At 69.9% G+C, this 19729-nt stretch carries 14 protein-coding genes and 1 pseudogene; 10 read left to right on the forward strand and 5 right to left on the reverse strand.

Annotation, left to right across the window (positions count from 1 at the left end):
* Positions 1-86: 86 nt before the first annotated feature.
* Positions 87-1757: a DEAD/DEAH box helicase gene (locus O2L01_RS14455; protein ID WP_270122660.1), complete on the reverse strand. Its 1671-nt coding sequence runs from the start codon at positions 1755-1757 to the stop codon at positions 87-89.
* Positions 1758-2174: 417 nt separating this feature from the next.
* Between O2L01_RS14455 and O2L01_RS14460 the strand changes: the two genes are divergently transcribed.
* From O2L01_RS14460 to hpf, 5 genes are all read left to right on the forward strand, one after another.
* Positions 2175-2867, forward strand: coding sequence for a ferritin-like fold-containing protein (locus O2L01_RS14460; protein WP_270122661.1), 693 nt, complete (start codon positions 2175-2177; stop codon positions 2865-2867).
* Between the two features lie 96 nt (positions 2868-2963).
* Positions 2964-4256: a peptidoglycan-binding domain-containing protein gene (locus O2L01_RS14465; RefSeq protein WP_270122662.1), complete on the forward strand. Its 1293-nt coding sequence runs from the start codon at positions 2964-2966 to the stop codon at positions 4254-4256.
* Complete coding sequence (locus O2L01_RS14470) at positions 4256-5638, forward strand: ABC transporter permease (RefSeq protein ID WP_270122663.1); 1383 nt, start codon at positions 4256-4258, stop codon at positions 5636-5638. Before O2L01_RS14465 ends, O2L01_RS14470 begins: the two co-directional genes overlap by 1 nt.
* A 16-nt stretch (positions 5639-5654) precedes the next feature.
* Positions 5655-6296, forward strand: a complete 642-nt coding sequence (locus O2L01_RS14475) for a ComF family protein (protein ID WP_270122664.1) — start codon at positions 5655-5657, stop codon at positions 6294-6296.
* 425 nt (positions 6297-6721) lie between these two features.
* Positions 6722-7384, forward strand: a complete 663-nt coding sequence (gene hpf, locus O2L01_RS14480) for a ribosome hibernation-promoting factor, HPF/YfiA family (RefSeq protein ID WP_270122665.1) — start codon at positions 6722-6724, stop codon at positions 7382-7384.
* A 170-nt stretch (positions 7385-7554) separates the two neighbouring features.
* On the opposite strand, the gene O2L01_RS14485 is transcribed toward hpf, so the two are convergent.
* From O2L01_RS14485 to O2L01_RS14495, 3 genes are all read right to left on the reverse strand, one after another.
* Positions 7555-8712, reverse strand: coding sequence for a L,D-transpeptidase (locus O2L01_RS14485; RefSeq protein ID WP_270122666.1), 1158 nt, complete (start codon positions 8710-8712; stop codon positions 7555-7557).
* Between the two features lie 75 nt (positions 8713-8787).
* Positions 8788-9774 (reverse strand): GNAT family N-acetyltransferase, encoded by a 987-nt coding sequence (locus tag O2L01_RS14490; protein ID WP_270122667.1) that lies wholly within the window; start codon positions 9772-9774, stop codon positions 8788-8790.
* Positions 9775-9867: 93 nt separating this feature from the next.
* Positions 9868-10989 (reverse strand): GNAT family N-acetyltransferase, encoded by a 1122-nt coding sequence (locus O2L01_RS14495; RefSeq protein WP_270122668.1) that lies wholly within the window; start codon positions 10987-10989, stop codon positions 9868-9870.
* A 114-nt stretch (positions 10990-11103) separates the two neighbouring features.
* Here O2L01_RS14495 and secA point away from each other — a divergent pair, with 114 nt between their 5' ends.
* Positions 11104-14001 (forward strand): preprotein translocase subunit SecA, encoded by a 2898-nt coding sequence (gene secA, locus O2L01_RS14500; RefSeq protein ID WP_270122669.1) that lies wholly within the window; start codon positions 11104-11106, stop codon positions 13999-14001.
* Between the two features lie 40 nt (positions 14002-14041).
* Positions 14042-14422 (forward strand): annotated as a pseudogene (locus O2L01_RS25680) (DUF6912 family protein); the annotation flags it as partial.
* 47 nt (positions 14423-14469) lie between these two features.
* On the opposite strand, the gene O2L01_RS14510 reads toward O2L01_RS25680, so the two are convergent.
* On the reverse strand, positions 14470-15393 hold the full coding sequence (locus O2L01_RS14510; RefSeq protein WP_270122671.1) for a hypothetical protein: 924 nt from the start codon (positions 15391-15393) through the stop codon (positions 14470-14472).
* Positions 15394-15572: 179 nt separating this feature from the next.
* Here O2L01_RS14510 and pruA point away from each other — a divergent pair, with 179 nt between their 5' ends.
* From pruA to O2L01_RS14525, 3 genes are all read left to right on the forward strand, one after another.
* Positions 15573-17198 (forward strand): L-glutamate gamma-semialdehyde dehydrogenase, encoded by a 1626-nt coding sequence (gene pruA, locus O2L01_RS14515; RefSeq protein WP_270122672.1) that lies wholly within the window; start codon positions 15573-15575, stop codon positions 17196-17198.
* Positions 17199-17255: 57 nt separating this feature from the next.
* On the forward strand, positions 17256-17627 hold the full coding sequence (locus O2L01_RS14520) for a DUF397 domain-containing protein (protein ID WP_270122673.1): 372 nt from the start codon (positions 17256-17258) through the stop codon (positions 17625-17627).
* 423 nt (positions 17628-18050) lie between these two features.
* Positions 18051-19592: a S8 family peptidase gene (locus O2L01_RS14525; RefSeq protein ID WP_270122674.1), complete on the forward strand. Its 1542-nt coding sequence runs from the start codon at positions 18051-18053 to the stop codon at positions 19590-19592.
* Positions 19593-19729 lie beyond the last annotated feature (137 nt).

A 19729-nucleotide genomic window follows, 5' to 3' on the forward strand; every position in this document is an offset into this window, starting at 1 on the left:
CGCGCCCCTGCGCCCGCCCCGCCCCCCCCCCCCCCCCTGCCCCCCCCCCCCCCCCCCCCCCCCCCCCCCCCCCGCTTCGCTTTTGCCTATTCGGCGGTCGACTGGCGGTCGCTGTCGCCGGTGGGGCGGCGACGGCGGCGGCGTCGGCGGGCCGGGGCGTCGCCGTCGGCCTCAGGAGCGCTCTCGGCGGGATTGGACTCGCGGGGGGCCTTCGCCTCGGCCCCTTCGCCTTCCGTGCGGATACGGCGGCGCTGGCGGCTGCGCGGGGCCGGAGCCTCGCCGTCCGTGCCGGCCTTGACCGTGCCGCTCTCGTCGACAGTGATGCGCTCAGGCGCGGTCTCGCGATCGCCCGAGGAGGAGCGCTCGCCGCGCCCGCCCGAGCGGCCGCCGCCGCGGCGGTCGGAGCCGCCCCGGCCGCGATCGCGGTCGCCGCGGCCACGGCCTCGGCCGCGAGCGGACTTGCGGCTGTCGCCCTCGACGTTCTCCTCGCGCTCGGCGCTCAGGCCGTCGCGCTTGCGGAGCTCGCTCGGGAGCGCCGACGGCGCCCCTTCGGGGATGTCCAGGTCCGTGTAGAGGTGGTCGGACGTGTGGTACGTCTCGACCGGCTCGCCGATGTCGAGGTTGTTGGCCTTGACGATGATCTTCCAGCGCGGCAGGTCCTCCCAGGTGAGGAAGGTGACCGCGATGCCGGTCGCGCCCGCGCGGCCGGTGCGGCCGATGCGGTGCACGTAGGTGTCGGCCTCTTCGGGCGCGTCGTAGTTGATCACGTGCGTGATGTCGGGGACGTCGATGCCGCGGGCGGCCACGTCCGTCGCCACGAGCACGTCGATCTTCCCGGCGCGGAAGGCCCGCAGGGCCCGCTCGCGCGCGTTCTGGCCCAGGTCGCCGTGGACGGAGCCGACCGCGAAGCCGCGGAAGTCGAGCTCGTCCGCGACCTTCTGCGCGGCGCGCTTGGTGCGGCAGAACAGGATCGTGAGGCCGCGTTCGCGGGCCTGGAGGATCCGGGCGGTGACCTCGACCTTGTTCATGGAGTGGGTCATGTAGACCAGCTGGCGGGTGTTGTTCGCCGCCTCCTGGTCGGGGCCGGTCACGTCGGCGGCCACGGTCATGGGCCGGTGCATGTGGCGGCGCGAGAGCGACATGATCGTGTCGGGCATCGTCGCCGAGAACAGCATCGTCTGGCGCTCCTCGGGGAGGAGCTTGAGGATCTTCTCGACGTCCTCGGAGAAGCCGAGGTCGAGCATGCGGTCGGCCTCGTCCAGGACGCAGTGCGCGATCGCGTCGAGCTTGATGTGCTTGGACTTGTACAGGTCCAGGAGCCGTCCGGGGGTGCCGACGATGATGTCGACGCCCGCCTTGAGCGCCTCGACCTGGGGCTCGTAGGCCCGGCCGCCGTAGATCGGGAGGACCCGGATGCCGCGGGTCTTGCCCGCGTCCTCGAGGTCCCGCGCGACCTGGAGGCCCAGTTCGCGGGTGGGGACGAGGATCAGCGCCTGCGGCTTGCCGCTCGCGCCCTCCTCGGCGGAGGAGATGCGGTCGATGATCGGCAGGCCGAACCCGAAGGTCTTGCCGGTGCCGGTGGGGGCGCGGCCGATGATGTCCGAGCCGCGGAGCGCGATGGGGATCGCGTACTCCTGGATGGCGAAGGCCCGTTCGATGCCAAGCGCCGCAAGCGCTTCGACGGTCTCTTCTCTGACGCCCAGCTGGGCGAAGGTCGGCCCCTCGTTCTTGGGCCGGTCGCTGTTCGTTTCGTTCACTCTGTTCACCTCGTGGCGGAGGACGTCACCAGATCCGGGGAACTCGGCGCCACATTTAGTCTCGTCATACAGCGGCGACGACCGCCGGATTCGGGAAGTCGCCGCTTCGCAGGAGCGGGCCGGCGCCTGGCGCCGGTACCGCGTTCGAGGACCGCTCTCGCATCGCCGCTCTCGCATGGTTCGAACCGAGGTTCGCGAGCTTCGTCGAGGGGACTGCCACCAGATGGCCGCGGTCGCTCCCGTCCATCGTACGCCCCGGACGCACCTCCGTCTCGGAGCGACGCTGCCACGAGGCTCCCGACGTGGGCGGACTCACCCGTTCGGGCCCCTGCCGACCTGCGAAGACATGTATATCGGTCCGGTTTGCGACAACCCGTGAAGACGAAGGGCACTCCGGGCCAGTGGTAACCTGCCCCCGTGTCCGAGACAACTGATCCCGCCGCGCGACCCGACGACCCGGCCCCCGCCGCCGCGGCCCCCAGCCGCGAAGCCGTGATCGATCTCCTTGGGCTGCTTGCCCTCGGCGAACTGCTCGCGTTCGAACGGATGGTCTACGACGCGAGGCTCGCCCCCGACCTCGGCCGCCGCGCCGCCCTCTCCGAAGCGGCCGTAGGTGAGATTCGCAACTACCGGCTCCTCGCCGACCGCCTGAGCGAGCTCGGCGCCGACCCCGGGGACGCCATGGCGCCGTTCAAGGAGGCCTTCCGCTCCTTCGACGCCTCCACCTCCCCGCGCGACTGGCTCGAAGCGCTCGTGAAGGTCTACCTCGGCGACGCCGTCGCCGACGACTTCTTCCGCGTCGTCTCCGCCGGGCTCGAGGAGCGGGACCGCACCCTCATCGAGACCGTCCTCGCCGAGACCGGGGCCTCCGACCTGGCCGCCGCCGAGATCCGCGCCGCCGTCGAGGCCGACCCCGCCGTCACCGGCCGCCTCTCGCTGTGGGCCCGCCGCCTCGTCGGCGAGGGCATCAACCGCGCCCAGGGCGTGGCCGCCGCCAACGAGCGCCTCACCGGGATCATCGTGGGCGACGGCGGCACCCTCGACGCACTCCTGCGCCGCCTCACCCGCGCGCACCAGGACCGCATGAAGTCCGTCGGCTTGAACAACTGAGGCCCCGTCCCGCAAGGGGCGTTACCGAATCGAGATGATTCGGCCGCAACTGGACCCTTCCTTCCACGCGTCTTGGCGGTGGAGGAGGACACAAACATGCGGCTCAAGAAAAGCCATGTCGTCAGCGGGGTGCTCGCTCTAGCGCTGCTCGGCGCTACCGGCACCGCCTGGTACTTCGCGCTGCAGGCGCGCACCCCGGCGCAGCGCGCCGAGGAGACGGCCGAACCCGAGGACAGTGTGATCACCGTCCGGGTCGACCAGGACCAGCTGATCGACACGCTCGATTTCGACGCGGAACTCAACCGCACGGGGGACTACGACGTCCCCGCCCCGGCCGCACCCGAGGGGATCGAGACCGCGCTGGCCTCGAAGCTCCCGCTCGAGGTCGGCGACGAGGTCAAGGCCGGCACGGTCCTCTTGGAGGTCTCCGGCCGCCCGATGATCGCCCTCGAAGGCGACGTGCCCGCCTACCGCGACCTCAAGGAAGGCGACACCGGGCCGGACGTCGAGCAGTTGCAGCTCGCGCTCCAGCAGATCTACGGCACGCCGAAGACCGGAACGTTCGACGCGCGCACCGTCGCGGACGTCAAGAAGCTCTACGACAACGCCGGATACGACCACGCCACGACCTCCGAAGAGGTCGCCCAGGAGGACACCGAAGGCGAAGAGAACACCGAGAACACCGACGAGACCGCCGGCGGCGACGAGAACACCGGCGGCGGCCAGGCCGCCACGGTCGAGCGCGTGACCGTGCCCTCGTCCGAGATCGTCTTCCTGCCGGACCTGCCCATGCAGGTCAGCAAGATCAACGCCAAGCAGTCCGCGCCCGTCGGCACCGACCAGCCCGTGATGACGCTCGCCTCCGGCGACTGGAAGCTCGAGGCCAAGCTCGACGAGGAGACCGCCAAGCAGCTCTCGCAGCTCGGCGAGGACGCCGAACTCGAGTTCGGCGACGGCCCGATGGAGGGCCAGGAGGTCGGCGCGTTCGAGCTCGAGGAGCGCGAAGAGGCCGCCGAAGGCGAGGAAGGCGGGTTCGAAGGCGAGGAGGGCGAGGCCCAGACCACCGAGGTCACCTACGCCGTCTTCGAGTTCGACGCCGAGAAGGTCGAGGGGATCGACGACCTCGCCCCCGGCGAGGAGCAGGAGGTCACGCTCATCCTGGCCCGCTCGGCCGAGGACGCGCTCATCGTGCCGCTCTCGGCCCTGTGGACCGACAGCGAGGACCGCACCATGCTCACCGTCGTCGAAGGCGACGACCAGAAGGAGCGCCAAGTCGAGGTCGAGGTGACCCTGCGCCACGACGGCCGCGGCGTCGTCGAGGCCGTCGACGGCGAACTCGCCAAAGACGACGAGGTCGTGATCGCCTGGCGCGACCGGGACAGCGCCTGATGGCCCGCAAGCGCCGCGACCCCGAGACCGACACCGAACTCCTGGAGTACATCTCCACAGGGGACGGTCCGTCCGAAGGCGACGCGACCGCCGCCGAACCGCTCGGCCGCAAGGCCCGCCGCGCCGCCAAGAAGGCGGACAAGGCGGACCGCAAGGCGGAGCGCGAGGCCGCCAAGGGCGCCGTGCCGAAACGCCAGGGCCGCTTCGGGGTCCGCAGCATGGGCATCGCCTACGAGGCGTTCCAGTCCCTGCGCGGGCGCTCCATGCGCACCTGGATGACCGCCATCGGCATCGCCCTCGGCATCGCCGCCACCGTCGCCACCGTGGGTCTCTCGTCCACCTCGGCCGCCGCCATCGCCGAGCGCTTCAACGCGACCGAGGCCACCCAGGTCACCGTCTCGTTCTCCGACAACATGCGCGACGCCGGCTTCGTGCCCACGCTGGAGTCCAGCGAGCGGGTGCGCGACATCATCGGCGTCGAGGACGCCGGGATCTTCTGCGCCTCGAGCGAAGACCGCCAGGCCTCCCGCACCGAGTCCCAGGACTACCTGCGCGAGGTGCCGGTCTTCGGCATGGAACCGGGCGCCATGGACGCCTACGGCTTCGAGTTCGTCGAAGGCGCGGCCTTCGACACCGGGCACGTCGAACGCGACGACAAAGTCGCCGTCATCGACGAGTCCGCCGCCCGCGACCTCGGCTACGCCTCGCTTGAAGGCGGCCCGATGATCTACCTCGACGGCCAGGAGTACGCCCTCGTCGGCATCTACACCGCCCCCGAAGGCGAAGCCAAGCTCACCGGCGCCGTCATCGTCCCGCCGACCCCGTGCACCGCCGGCGACGCCGAGTACGGGGCCGCGCAGGTCTTCATCCGCACCGACCTCGGCGCCGCCGACAAGGTCGCCCAGACCGCCCCGACCGCCGTCTTCCCCGAAGGCGCGGAGAACCTCTCGGTCACCAAGCCCTCGGACCTGCGGAACTTCCGCAAGGGCGTGGAGAACGAGATGCAGGCCCTCCTGCTCGGCCTCGCCGGCGTCTCGCTCGTCATCGGCGCCGTCTCGGTGTCCAACACCGCGCTCGTCTCGGTCATGGAGCGCCGCAGCGAGATCGGCCTGCGCCGCGCCGTCGGCGCCGCCCGCCGGGCCGTCGCCATGCAGTTCGTGTGGGAATCCACCCTCATCGGACTCATCGGCGGCCTCTTCGGCACCGTCCTCGGCGTCAACGTCACCGCGATCGTCTCGCTCTACCGCGACTGGCAGATCGTGTTCGACCCGATGCTGTTCGCCGCCGGGCCGATCATCGGCGCGGTCGTGGGCGTCGTCGCCGGCGTCTACCCCGCCTGGCGCGCCAGCCGCATCCCCCCCGCGGTGACCCTGAGGGCCTGACCCTCGTTAGTCCCCGGTGAGACTCACCGAGGACGCACGGGACCTGTTCCTGCCCGCCGCCTGCGCCTCCTGCCGGAGCGCGCCGGCGGCGGGCAGCGGTCTGTGCGCACCATGCGCCGCCGACCTGCTCGCCCGCCGCCCCGTCCTCGCCACGCCGGCGGTGCGCACCGCGCCGCCCGTCGTCGCGGGCGGGCCCTACGACGGCGTGCTCGCCGAAGCGCTCAACGAGTTCAAGGAACGCTCCCGCCGCGAACTCGCCCCCGCCCTCGGCGCCGTCCTCGGGCGCGCGCTGGCGGTCGTGGCCGCCGAGGTCCCGGACGCCGTGCTCGTGCCGGTCCCGCCCACCCGCGCCGCCCGCCGCGCCCGCGGCTTCGACCATGTGGCGACCGCCTGCGCCGGCCTCGGCGACCGGTATCCGTGCCTGCGGGCGCGGCCCCGGCCCGACTCGGTGGGCCTCACCCCGGCCGAGCGAGCCGCCGCGGCCCGGCAGAGCCTCCACCCCGTCCCGCGCCGCCTCGCAGCCCTCGTCGCCCTCGGCCGGCCCGCGGTCCTCGTCGACGACATCGTGACGACCGGCGCGACCCTCGCCGCCGCGGCCGCGGTCCTGCGCGCCGCGGGGGTCCGCGTCCCTGCGGCGATCGCCATCGCCGCGGCGTGATCGAAGTGGGAGGGTGGGGCTGGAGTGGTTCACGGGACGGTACCGGCGGGTACCCCTCTCCCTGTCGGCAAGACGACAAGACGTTGAACGCCGCTTCGACCGCGAATGCGAAGAGTTATCTCCAGTCCGCCGAATTTCGCGCGCGCGTACCCATTGGCATTGGAGAATTCCCGTAGCCGAAGGGTCGACTTTCGGTAGCCGAGGGGATAGTCTCGAAATCTCAGATCGGTAACGAGACGGCAGAGGCCAGATGGCCCAAAGGTGAACGCCCCCAATTCCAGAGGCGCGGAATCCCAGGTCGTCCCCACCCGTGAGAGGAGGTCGCTCCTTCCGCCGTACCGGACCATCGGCTCCGGACCCAGCACGCACAACTACGTTCGCATCACCGCAGCCGAAGGCGCGGGATGCACCTGGGAGGTTCAGAGGTGGACATCGTCGTCAAGGGCCGCAATGTGGAAGTTCCCGACCACTACCGCGAGCTCGTCGAGGAGAAGATCGAATCCAAGATCGCGAAATACCTCGCCCGTTACGACGGGGAAGCGATCGACATCGACGTCGAGCTCTATCACGAGCCCAACCCCCGCCAGGCCGATCACGCTCAGCGAGTGGAGATCACGTGCCGTCCGAAAGGGACGGTCATGCGCGCCGAAGCCTGCGCCGGGGACTTCCGGTCCGCGTTCGAGCTGGCCGTGACCAAGCTCGGGCACCAGCTCCGCAAGAACACCGACCGCAAGCGCGTCTCGCGCGGGGGGTCCAAGACCCCGATGTCGGTCTCCAAGGCCACCTCCAACGGCAACGGCATGAACGGCACCCTGCTCGCCGAACCCGAGACGAAGGACGCCGCCGCGGCGCACTTCATCTCCGAGGACGTCGACCACTTCGACGGCCTCGTCGAGGACCACCTGCCGGGCCGCATCGTCCGCGAGAAGATCCACCCGGGCGAACCGATGACCGTCGACGACGCCCTCCAGAACATGGAGCTGGTCGGCCACGACTTCTACCTGTTCCACGACAAGGAGAGCGGCCGCCCGTCGGTCGTCTACCGCCGCCGGGCCTTCGACTACGGCCTGCTGCGGCTCGACCTCTAGAAGGACCACGGCGCCGCGCACACGGGCGCCGTCGAAGAGGGGGGACTTTCCTCTTCGGTCCGGATGTTTCTGAGGGGTGGCATCCGGACCGGACGAGGCCCCGGGCTCGCGCCCGGGGCCTCGTTCCATGTTCACTTCTCTTGCAGGGGTGGGGGTTCGGGGGGTCCGGCCTAGAGGGCCGAGCCCTCCTTCCACTCGTCGAAGGACATCACCCAGTAGCCCCAGCCGTTGTCCCAGGGCATCTCGCGCGGGGAGGAGTCCCCGACGACCTCGACCGGGTCGCCGCGCTGCGCCATGTGGTAGAACCACTCGGCGTCGGTCTCGCTGGCGTTCAGGCACCCGTGCGAGAGGTTCGCCTGGCCCAGGCTGCCGTTCCACGGCGCGCCGTGGACGAACTCGCCGGTGGCGTTGATGCGGGTGGCCCAGTTGACGTCCGTCGAGTAGTAGCCCTCGTCGCCCTCCTCCTTGCCGGGGGAGACCATGGTCTTCTTCTCGAACTTCTCCATCACCAGGTGGGTGCCGGTGGCGGTGTAGTACTCGAACTCCTCGCCGTTGCCGCCGCTGATCGGGATCTCGCGGGCGACTTCGCCGTCGACCTCGACGGTCATCGTGTGCGAGTCGAGGTCGGCGCGGGAGATCTGCGACTCGCCGATGACCATCTGGGCGGTGTAGTCCTCGCCGCCCCACGTGTCGTCGCCGAGGAACTCGCCCTCGAGGTTCGCGGTGAAGGTCACCGTCTGGTGGCCCTCCCAGTAGTCCTTGGTCCGGTAGATGACGGTGTCGTCGTCGATCCAGCGCCAGGCGCCCTCGTGGGGCTTCTCGGACTCGACGACGAGCAGCTTCTCGACGGCGGCGCGGTCGGGGACGTCCTCGGTGAACGTGACGATGATCGGCGCGCCGACGCCGACCTCCTCGCCCTCGGCCACGGGCGTGACGTCCGCGACCTCGAAGCCCGAGCTCTCGCGCGCTTCAGTCGTGAACTGCTGCTCGAACTCGGTCACGGTGCCGTCCGAGCTGACGGCCTTCGCGACCACGGTGTGGGTCGAGCCGGCGTCGAGGACGCCTTCGGAGGTCCAGCTCGTCAGGTCCTCGGAGAACGAGCCGTCGATGGTCTCGGAGCGGTCGGACGTGACATTGACCTCTTCGAGGATGCCGTCGACCACGGACAGGGTGAAAGGAGCCGTCGGGTCCTGTTCTTCGACGGCGTCCATGGACACCTCAGGGACGATGGGCGCGGGCGTGAACGTCCCGGTCTGGGGCGCTGCACAGGCGCCCATGACCAGCACCAGGGACAGCACCGCTATCGCGCGCGCGGGCTTGAACTTCAAAGGGGGTTCCTCCACAAAGCGAAGTGACTGGATCACTATAGCTTCGACGCTCGGCCCCACCTGTTGGGTTGCACGTCAATCGGCACTTAGCGAAGCCCACAGCAGCGTGTCGCGCCGCCTGCCTGCGAGGGTCGGCAGACCGCCCCTTTCGACGCCTTCGAGGCGAAACCCGGCACGGCGCAGCACGGCCTGCGACGCGGTGTTGTGGATGTCCGTCCCCGCCCACACCCGGTCGAGCCCGACCTCCTTGAACGCCCACCGCCGCACCAGCCGCACCGCGCGTGTCGCGTACCCGCGCCCGCGCGTCTCGGGCCGCAGGTCGTAGCCGATCATGCCGGTGCCGACGATGCGCGCGACGTCGTAGAGCCCGATCGTGCCCTGGTAGCCCTCGCCGTCGTCGATGACCATGAGGGCGCTGCGCCCGCGCAGCCATTCGACGGCCGCCCGCCACTCGCAGACCTCGCGGGCCTCCCGCGGGCTCGGCGGCAGCGGCAGGACCGCGCCGGAGTACACCTCGGGCCGCGAGCGGTGCCGCAGGTGCGCCTCGAAATCGTCAGGGGTCAAGGGCCGCAGCGCGATCACGTCGTCGCGGAGGCTCCCGCCCGGCAGGTCCGGCAGCACGCGCGGGGTCGGCCCCGGCCCGTCCCCGGGCAGCAGGCCGAGCATGAGCGCCTCGGTGCCGTCCCAGGCGCCGCCGCGCGCCACGCCCCCGTCGGGCCGGAACCCGGCCCGCATGGCCGCGCGGATCGCAGCCTGGTCGCGCACCGGCGGCCGCGCCTCGAGGCGGTTCGCGCCCTGGGCGAACACGCCCGGGACGGCCGCCCGCAGCATCGCCGCCGCCAGATGCTTGCCGCGCCGCTGGGGCGCGACCCAGTACCGCACGAGGACCGTGCCGCCGGCGCTCTCGAAGCCCAGCGCGCCCCAGACGGCCTCGCCTTCGGGGCCGTACGCGATCGCGTCGGGCGCGAACCCGCATTCGAGTTGCACGCCGTCGAGCCGCACGTCCTCGGACGCGGGGCGCAGCGAGAACGCGGTCGACTCGACGGGCGCGAAGTCATCCACGCTTTCAGCCAAGCAGGGGCGGCACCGTCCCGTCAACCATTCGCGGAACGGAATTCACGTTCAGTCCGGGTCGGGACCCGGTTCAGGCGGGGCTCAGGCCGGGTCCTCGCGGAGGCGGCTCCCGATCCACGAGTCGACGCGCCCGTCCGAGCCGTGGCTGAGGCCCCTGCGCGTGCCCTCGACGGTGAACCCGGCCTTCTCGGCGACCCGCCGCGAGGCCTCGTTCCCGACGACCGCGCGCCAGTCGATCCGCTCGAGCCCCAGCTCCTCGAAGCCCAGCTCGCACAACCGCTGCACGGCCGCCGTCATCCAGCCCCGGCCCCGCGCCCACGGCGAGCAGTAATACCCGATCTCGGCCTCGCCGGGCGCCCGGAGCCCCAGCTCGACCGCGCCGCTGAAGCGGTCGTCGGCGTCCGCGAGCACGAACATCGCCGAGGTGCCGCGGTCCCAGCGCTGCGCGCTCTCGGCCAGCCAGGCCTCGCCCATCGCCCTCGTGTACGGGCCCGGGACGGTCGTCCAGCGCTGCACGTCCTCGTCCTGGCAGCTCGCGACCAGGTCGTCCAGGTCGGTCTCGCGGATCGGCCGCAGCCGCAGCCCGGCCGCGCCGGTCTCCAGCTCGCGCCGCTCGGCCAGGAAGAACCCGGCCTGCCGCTTGAGGACCGGGTAGTCCCCGGGCGGGTCCTCGGGCCCGCGGATCTCCCCGGGGAGGATCCCGCCGACCCAGCAGTCGCGCGAGACGCCGCGCTGGTGCACCCCGTTGCGGGCGATGCCCTCGACGGTGAAGCCGGTGCGGACCGCCGCGAGCCGCGACGCGTGGTTCCCCACGATCGCGTCCCACGCGATGCGCTTGGCGCCCAGGTTGTCGAACCCGAATTTCACGGCCGCGCGGATCGCCCGCTGGGCCACGCCGCGCCCCCGCGCCCACGGCGCGGTCACGTACGTGATCACCAGTTCGTACGGGAACGACTTGGTGAGCGCCATCGAGCCGACGAGCGCGCCGTCCTCGTCCACGACCGCCCAGCGCGGGTTCCCGCCCTGCCAGTGCCGCTCCTGCAGCCACACGAAACGCTCCCGCGCGGTGCCCGACCACGGCAGCGGCATCACGAGGAAGCGCTCGATGAGCGGGTCGGCGTAGATCTCGGCCAGACCGGACATGTGCCGCTGCTCCCACGCGACGAGTCGCAGGCCGTCGGCGGTGAGGGTGACGGGTTCCATAGGGACCGATTGTGCCCCACCGGCGGCACTCGGGACCAGCCGCCGACGACGCGTACTATTGACCGGGAAATCCACCCGATTTGGCCGAGACGTTGCTGTGGGAGCTGATCTTCCGTGTCGTTGTTCGAGAAGGTACTGCGAGCCGGCGAAGGCCGTGCGCTCAAGCGGCTCAACGCGATCGCCGATGCGGTCGACTCCTTGGAGGACGAGTACGAGGCGATGACCGACGCGGAGCTCCGCGCGCTCACCGACGAGTACAAAGAGCGCCTGAAAGACGGCGAGACCACCGACGACCTCATGCCCGAGGCGTTCGCCACCGTGCGCGAGGCCGCCAAGCGCGTCCGCGGCATGCGGCACTACCACGTGCAGATCATGGGCGGCGCCGCCCTGCACCAGGGCAACATCGCCGAGATGAAGACCGGTGAGGGCAAGACCCTCGTCTCCACGCTCCCGGTCTACCTCAACGGCCTCACCGGCAAAGGCGTGCACCAGGTCACCGTCAACGACTACCTGGTGCGACGCGACGCGGAGTGGATGGGCGAGATCCACCGCTTCCTCGGCCTCACCGTCGGCGTCGTGCTCCCGGGCGAAGGCGCGGAGAAGCACCGCGAGGCCTACAACTGCGACATCACGTACTCCACGAACAACGAGCTCGCGTTCGACTACCTGCGCGACAACATGACCAGCTCCGCCGAGAGCCTCGTGCAGCGCGGCCACAACTTCGCGCTCGTCGACGAAGTCGACTCGATCCTCATCGACGAGGCCCGCACCCCGATCATCATCTCCGGCCCCGCCGAGCACACGCCGCGCTGGTACAAGGAGTTCGCGGAGATCGTCCGCAGCATGAAGCGCGACGAGCACTACGAGGTCGACGAGGGCAAGCGCACCATCGCGATCACTGAGGTCGGCGTCGCCCGCGTCGAGGACCGCCTCGGCATCGAGAACCTGTACGACTCGGTGAACACCCCGCTCGTCGGCTACCTCAACAACGCGATCAAGGCGCACGAGCTGTTCGAGCGCAACCGCGAGTACATCGTCTCCGACAGCGACGAAGTCCTCATCGTGGACGAGTTCACCGGCCGCGTGCTCCCCGGGCGCCGCTTCAACGAGGGCATCCACCAGGCCATCGAGGCCAAGGAGAAGGTGGACATCAAGCAGGAGAACCAGACGTTCGCCACCACCACCCTCCAGAACTACTTCCGCATGTACGACAAGATCGGCGGCATCACCGGTACCGCGCAGACCGAGGCCGCCGAGTTCAACAACGTCTACGGCATGGGCGTCATCCCGATCCCCACGAACAAGCCGATGATCCGCAAGGACCAGTCCGACGTCATCTACAAGACCGAGGAGGCGAAGTTCCAGGCGGTCGTGGACGACATCGCCGAGCGCCACGAGACCGGCCAGCCGATCCTCGTGGGCACCACCTCGGTCGAGAAGTCCGAGATGCTCGGCCACTTCCTGAAGAAGCGCGGCATCCCGCACAACGTCCTCAACGCGAAGAACCACGCGAAGGAAGCGGACATCATCGCGCAGGCGGGCCAGCGCGGCGCCGTCACCGTGGCGACCAACATGGCCGGCCGAGGCACCGACATCATGCTCGGCGGCAACCCCGAGTACCTGGCCGCCGCCGACCTGCGCGCGCGCGGGATCGACGAGGCCGACGAGGAGACCTACGCGGCCGCCTGGGAAGAGGCCCTCGAGAAGTTCGAGGAGACCACCAAGGCCGAGGCCGAGGACGTGAAGGACGCCGGCGGCCTGTACGTGCTGGGCACCGAGCGCCACGAGTCGCGCCGCATCGACAACCAGCTCCGCGGCCGCGCCGGCCGCCAGGGCGACCCGGGTGAGTCGCGGTTCTACCTCTCGCTCTCGGACGACCTGATGAAGCGCTTCAACGCGGACGCGGTGCGCGCCATGATGAACCGGCTGCGCGTCCCCGACGACGTGCCGATCATCTCCAAGATGGTCTCGCGCCAGATCGAGTCCGCCCAGTCGCAGATCGAGGGCCACAACGGCGAGATCCGCAAGAACGTCCTCAAGTACGACGAGGTCATGAACAACCAGCGCACCGTCATCTACGACGAGCGGCGCAAGGTGCTCAACGGCGAGGACGTCTCCGAGCAGATCGGGCACTTCATCGACGACACGCTCGAGGCGTACGTCGCGGGCGCGACCAGCGAGGGCTACGCCGAGGACTGGGACCTGGACGAGCTGTGGAGCGCCTTCAAGCAGCTCTACCCGATCGGGATCACGCACAAGGAGCTCGTGAAGAAGGCCGGCGGCCTGACCGAGCTCGACGCCGAGACCCTGCTCGAGGCCGTCAAGGAGGACGCGCACGAGGTGTACGCGTCGCGCGAGGAGGAGTTCGGCGAGGAGGTCCTGCGCAAGCTCGAGCGGCGCGTCCTGCTGCAGACGATCGACCGCAAGTGGCGCGAGCACCTGTACGAGGTGGACTACCTCAAGCAGGGCATCAGCCTGCGGGCGTACGCGCAGCGCGACCCGGTCATCGAGTACCAGCGCGAGGCCTTCGACATGTTCCAGACCATGCTCGACGGCATCAAGGAGGAGTCGGTCCGGTTCCTCATGAACGCCGAGCTGAAGCAGAAGACGGAGGGCCAGGCCGAGCCCGAGGCCCAGATCCGGGGCCTGGAGCCGCTGCGCAAGCCGGAGATGCTCACCCAGTCGGCGCCGTCGATGGACACCGCGAGCGGTGTGGAGCAGCAGACCACGACCGAGGACGGCGCGGTGTTCAAGCGCCCGCCGAAGCCGGTCCCCGGCCAGAAGCGCGCCGTGAAGCGCACTCCGGGCGCGGGTACGAAGGGCGCGGCGAAGGTCGCCCCGAAGTCGGCCCGCTCGGCCGGTCCGCGCAAGGCGTCGACCGCGCCGCCGGCGAAGCAGGCGAACCCGCAGCAGCGCCAGTCCGAGAAGGTCGGGCCGAACGAGCCCTGCCCGTGCGGTTCGGGCAAGAAGTACAAGCGCTGCCACGGAGCCCCTGGCGGAGCTGCAGACTAAGGGCATGACGACCCGGATCTACATTCCCGCGAACGCGGAGATGCTGGCTCACCTCGCCGCTCACGGCGAGGTGAGGCCGGTCCTCAACGTCCACACCGTGACGGCCTGGCTCAAGCGCGAGGCGCCGAACGCCGACATCGAGGACCTGGAGTACACGGCGTTCGCCGACGCCGCGCTGGCGTCGGTGGCTCTCCTCATCGACGGCTCGCAAGCGTCGCCGAAGGGGCTGGTCGACCAGGCGCCGCGGCGGGTGGTGATCTCCGCGGACGTGCCGGACGACCTCGTGTCGGAGGAGCCGGGGAGCACGGCCGCCCGGTTCGACGGCAGCGTGAAGCTGAAGAAGGTGGCGGCGATCCACATGGACGACGCCGCCGCGGCGGTCGAGATCGCGGCCGAGCTCCTCTCAGGGGAGCCCGACCTGGAGCGCATCGAGTCGAACGTGCTGGACTGGTACGCCCCGTCGGAGCTTCAGGACCTCTTGGCGGCCTTGGCCTTAGGGGCCTTCGGCAGCAGCAGGCCGAACGCGAGCACGGCGCAGAACGCTCCGGCGAACATCGCGGTCATCGACCCGTTGTACTGCCACTGGAAGCTGAGCGAGAGGAACGCCTCGTCGAGCGGGGAGACCTCGTCGAGGCCGACGCCGAGCAGCACTTCGACGCCGATCTGGGCGATGATCGTGGACACCATCCAGATCGCGCCGGGGGTGGCGCCGGCGAGCAGGTGCCCGAGGAGCTTCACGCCGGCTTTCTTCTTGCGCAGGTACAGGAACGCGCAGATGCCGCAGGCGAGGCCCGCGAAGAACGGCAGGATCCGGCCGAGGGTGCCGTACTGGTCGAGCGGGTCCGAGAAGAGGCTCACCGAGGTGGCCGATTCGAACAGGCCGCGCGCGAACATGAAGACCAGCAGCAGCAGGGTGGCGCTGAGCCCGGCGACGACGGTGACGCTGCGCTTGGGGAGCGCGAAGAGGCCGCCGACGATCGCGGAGCCGAGCAGCACGAGCGCCAGGACCAGCGCGATCGAGGCGTCCACGGCGAAGCTCGCGTAGCCGACGACCGCGGCGATGAGGCCGATCACGGTGAATCCGAGGACGGTGAGGGCCCGCTGCGGGCCCTTCAGTAGGCGCGGGACGACCATGCCCGCGACCGCGCCCGCGAAGGCGGTGACGATGATGGGGCTGAACAGGCTGTTCGCGAGGAGCATGACGCCGGTGTCGTCGAGCCCGTCGGCCATGCCGGTGAGTTGGTAGAGCGAGAAGACGACTCCGGCGAGCGAGAGCAGCGCGGCGGCGCCGAGCACCCAGAGCGCGACGCGGCCGGGCCGCACTTCCGGCGGGGCCGCGGCGTTCCGCTCGGTCTCCTGCTCCTGGGTCTGCGCTTCCTGCGTTTCAGTCACCAGCCCAGAGTACGTATCCCCGTTCGGGCGCTTACATCACACCGCCGCCCTGCTTTGTTGGCTTCGTACCAGGTCGGAGCCCTCGAACTGTGCGAGGATGACGACAGGGCCGCGAGTCTTGTAGCCTACTGATCAAAGACTTGAAACTGCAGTAGCCATCGATTCGACGGGAGGGCGCGATGGACGCCTTGTTTACGGTTCCCACTCCGGAGAACGAACCGGTCAATTCGTACGCGCCGGGCACCCCGGAGCGCGAAAGCCTCCAGAAGACGCTCGCGGAACTCGCGAGCACCCAGCTCGACCTCGACCTCAACATCTCCGGTGAGTGGCGGCGCGGCGCGGGCGCCGAGATCAAGGTCGTCCAGCCCCACCGGCGCGCCCACGTCCTCGGCGTCGCCCGCGAGGCCACCGCCGCCGAATGGGCCGACGCGGTCGCCGCCGCCAAGGCCGCCCGCCACGACTGGATCCGCACCGACTTCGCCGACCGCGCCGCGATCTTCCTGCGCGCCGCCGAACTCATCGCCGGCCCCTACCGCGACGTGCTCAACGGCGCCACCATGCTCGGCCAGTCCAAGACCGCCGCGCAGGCCGAGATCGACGCCGCGTGTGAGCTCATCGACTTCCTGCGCTTCAACGTCAGCTTCGCCGAGGGCATCTACCGGCAGCAGCCGAACTCCTCCAAGGGCCTGTGGAACCGCACCGACCACCGGCCGCTCGACGGCTTCGTCCTCGCCATCACGCCCTTCAACTTCACGGCGATCGCCGGCAACCTCCCCACGGCCCCGGCCCTCATGGGCAACACCGTCGTCTGGAAGCCCTCGCCCACCCAGCAGTTCGCGGCGCACTTCGTGATGAAGGTGCTCCTCGAGGCCGGCCTGCCGCACGGCGTCATCAACATGGTCACCGGCGTCGGCGAGCACAGCGAGACCGCCCTCCTCGACCCCGACCTCGGCGGCATCCACTTCACGGGCTCCACCAAGACCTTCCAGCACCTCTGGAAGACCGTGGGGCAGAACATCGCCGGGTACCGCACCTACCCGCGCCTCGTCGGCGAGACCGGCGGCAAGGACTTCATCGTCGCCCACCCGAGCGCGGACCTCCAGTCCCTCGCCGTGGCCATGGTCCGCGGCGCGTACGAGTACCAGGGCCAGAAGTGCTCGGCGCTTTCGCGCACGTACGTGCCCGCGTCCCTGTGGAGGAACGGCCTCCGCGACGCGGTGGTCGGCATGACCGAGGACATCACCTACGGCGACGTCACCGACTTCGCGAACTTCGGCGGCGCCGTCATCGACGACCGCGCCTTCGCCAAGCACACCGCGCTCTTCGAACGCCTGCAAGGCGACGCGAAGGCCACCGTCGTCACCGGCGGCGCCGCGGACGACTCGCAGGGCTTCTTCGTGCAGCCCACTCTGATCGAGTCGACCGACCCGACCCACGAGCTGTTCACGGACGAGTACTTCGGGCCGATCAACGGCGTCTACGTCTACGACGACGGCGACTTCGACACGGTCGTCCGCCAGGCCGCCGACATCGCGCCGTACGCGCTCACCGGCGCCGTCTTCGCCACCGACCGGGCCGCGATCGCCCGTGCGAGTGAAGAACTGCGCTTCGCCGCCGGGAACTACTACATCAACGACAAGCCCACCGGCGCCGTCGTCGGCCAGCAGCCCTTCGGCGGCTCCCGCGGCTCGGGCACCAACGACAAGGCCGGCTCCTGGCAGAACCTCGTCCGCTGGGTCAGCCCGCGCTCGATCAAGGAGAACTTCCTGCCGCCCACCGACTACCGCTACCCGCATCAGGGTTAGCCGAACCGCGCTGAGGGGGCCCGGACCGCGAGGTTCGGGCCCTTTTATGCTTGGCCCATGACGAAGCGTGAGCACCCGCTCAAGGGCGAGTTCGACACTGCCACCGCCCGCTGGGAACGCACCACCCACGAGGACGGCACGCCCGCCGCGCTCGAGATCGGCTACGCCGACAACGGCCTGGTCGCCCTCCGCATGGCCGAGGACCCCGACGGCGACATCCTCATCTACACCCCGTCCGAATGGGAGGCCTTCGTCGAAGGCGTCCGCGACGGCGAATTCGACATCGAGACCTGGGACGACGAGCCCATCGTCGAGATCATCGAAGACGAAGAAGACGAAACCGAACAGGGCGAGACCGACGCCGAGGTAGAGGCCCGGATCATGGACGAGGTCGGGGACAAGCCCGCGGGGCAGTCCGCCTCCAACTAAGCCCGCACCGACTCACGGCCGCGCCGACGGAATCCCGTCGGCGCGGCCGTTCGCGTGTCCGGCATTGTGCACGCAGCGCCGGCACGTGCCCCCCGGGCTTTCGCCCTCGCATCGCCGGAACGTGCCAACCTGAATTTCTCGGGAATCTCTTGTATCCGAACGGACTCGGCGGTCTCTTCCCTGGTGAAAGTCGTGATACCCGCCAGCCCGTGGCGTTCACGGCATTCCGGGCTTGAGTGCCTCCCGACCTATCGGCGCCCCGCGACGGAGTACCCGTGCGGCCCTTGGCCGCACGCGTACGTGAACGCCCGCAGCGTTCGCCGTACCCCGCGCGTGGCGGCAGGCGGGGAGAATGGATCGCGAAGAGATCCCCCTCCTCACCGGACAACCGCATAGACCCCCGAGACCAGCAGAGGAGCTCCCATGCGATTGGTGTTCGCCGATCACGAACCCCATCTGAAGCCCAACCCCCGCCGCGACCACATGAGCGGCGTGCCCGAGCTGTCCTACTCGACACTGGACCGCCACGGCGGCCGCGTCCTCGCCCCGGGACAGGTCGTCCGCACCGCAGGCCAGTCCGCCCCGGTCGGCACGATCTACCGCTACGACCGGCTGCTCGTCGACGAGTCGGTCATCCACGATTCGGATACCCGCGAGAAGCTCGAAAGCGCCATCCAGAACACGGGCATGTGGCTGGAGAGCCAGTCCGCGAGCTCGATCGTCGCCGGACAGGGCTCATTCCGTGTTCCAGTACTCAGCAGTCACGGCGACCAGGCAGCGGTTGACGCTTGGGCGCTCCTGCAGCGTTTGCGGACGGTGAACGACGAGGCGAACCTCCCTAGTGAGATCCTCGACAAGGTCCGGCTCGAGCACCTGATGATCTGCTCCAAAGGCACCCCCGGAGCCGGAAACGGCGAGCCGCCCCCGGGCGGCGGGCACTCGTACTCTCTCGGCCGCATCCCGGTCGACATGGTGAATCCGATGCCGGACCGCAAGAGCCTGGGACGACGCCTCCGAGTGGCCATCCTGGACACGGGTGTACCGACGAAGCATCCTGCCTTCGACGTTTCCGATCGGACCGAGCATGAAGACACGTTCGTAGTCGTCGACCACGCCTTCCAGGTCAAGATCGGTGAACATTCCGATTCCCCCGCTATCCCTCTGGACGACCCGTGGGAGGGTCCGGTCCATGAACCGACCCTCATCGGTGAAGTGGCCAGCCACTATGGGCACGGCACGTTCATGACCGGTCTTCTCCGACAGATATCCCCGGATGTGCAGGTCTACTCGCTCCGGGTGGTGCACAACGACGGATTGGCATACGAACATGAGGTCATCGGGGCGCTGCACCATGTGGCCGATCAGGTCGAAGCCGCTCGGCGCGGCGACGAGGAGGCCTACAACGTCGATGTCGTCGTCCTCGCCATGGGTTACGTCGATGAAAGCCCCGACGATCAGCCCGGCGGCTGGATCGGTGATGCGATCAATCGGCTTTCAGCGCTTGGGGTCCCAGTGGTCGCCGCTGCGGGCAACCAGTCTTCTGACCGACCGTTCTACCCGGCGGCTTTCGCGGCGCATCCGCAGCCGGAGAACGCGGCGCCGGTGATCAGTGTCGGTGCACTGAACCCGAACCAGCACGTCGCGATGTTCTCCAACGAAGGCCCCTGGGTTTCGTGCTACGCCACCGGGGCCGGGTTGGTGAGCACGTATCCCTGTGAGGCGAAGGGTTCAAGGATGCCCGACCGTCGGGCCAAGTCCGCCTTCCTCGACCGTCATCGGGAAAGTCACGATCCGGATGACTTCTCGTCCGGCTTCGCTGTCTGGAGCGGCACCTCGTTCGCCGCACCACTGGCGGCCGCGTTCTTGGTGAACGCCATCGCCGAATCGGGGATGACCGAGGTGGATGACGCCATCCAGGCTTCAGCCCGTGCACACGAGGCGCTGAAGCGCCTGAAAAGCCGCTAGCCTGAAGCCATGAACGCGATCTCGGCTCACTCGGTGGCAGCCGTCGACTACGACCGGCGCGCGCGGCGGGATCGGGCCGCGCGCGCCGGCGGCGGCACTGGGCCGCAGACGCGTGGCGGGGTGCTGAGCGGGGGCCG

It is taken from the genome of Glycomyces lechevalierae (assembly GCF_027622945.1).
Lineage (GTDB): Bacteria > Actinomycetota > Actinomycetes > Mycobacteriales > Micromonosporaceae > Glycomyces > Glycomyces rutgersensis.